The organism is Streptococcus pseudopneumoniae, assembly GCF_038148935.1.
Classification (GTDB): domain Bacteria; phylum Bacillota; class Bacilli; order Lactobacillales; family Streptococcaceae; genus Streptococcus; species Streptococcus pseudopneumoniae_U.
Genome location: NZ_JBBJZX010000227.1, coordinates 1 through 364, shown reverse-complemented (window position 1 = coordinate 364; position 364 = coordinate 1). Strand labels below are relative to the sequence as shown.

At 31.3% G+C, this 364-nt stretch carries 1 protein-coding gene; it reads left to right on the top strand.

Annotated elements, in window-relative coordinates; genetic code table 11:
• Positions 1 to 364 (top strand): YfhO family protein (locus WKI42_RS10740; protein WP_368081915.1); only part of this gene is annotated, 364 nt, incomplete at both ends.

Here is a 364-nt window from a genome sequence, read left to right as displayed (position 1 = left end):
TTATGCCAATAATAGTATTTTGGCTGATAGTTTATTTGGCATCCAGTATAATATCTCAGAAAACCCTATTGATAAGTATGGTTTCCAAGATGTATATCAAAAAGATAATCTTACCCTATATGAAAATCAATTCTCTCTTCCAATTGCATTTGCTAGTCAATCTGTTTACAATGATGTCAAGTTCAATGAACACACTTTGGATAATCAATCCTCGTTTTTAAATCAACTTGCTAACGTCGATTTTGATTATTTTTCTCCAATTCCTTATGACAAAACAGAAAATACTAATGATTTGATTAGTGTTACAAGTTCTTCAAATGAGGATGCAGCAATCCAGTATCAAATTGAGGTTCCCGAAAACAGT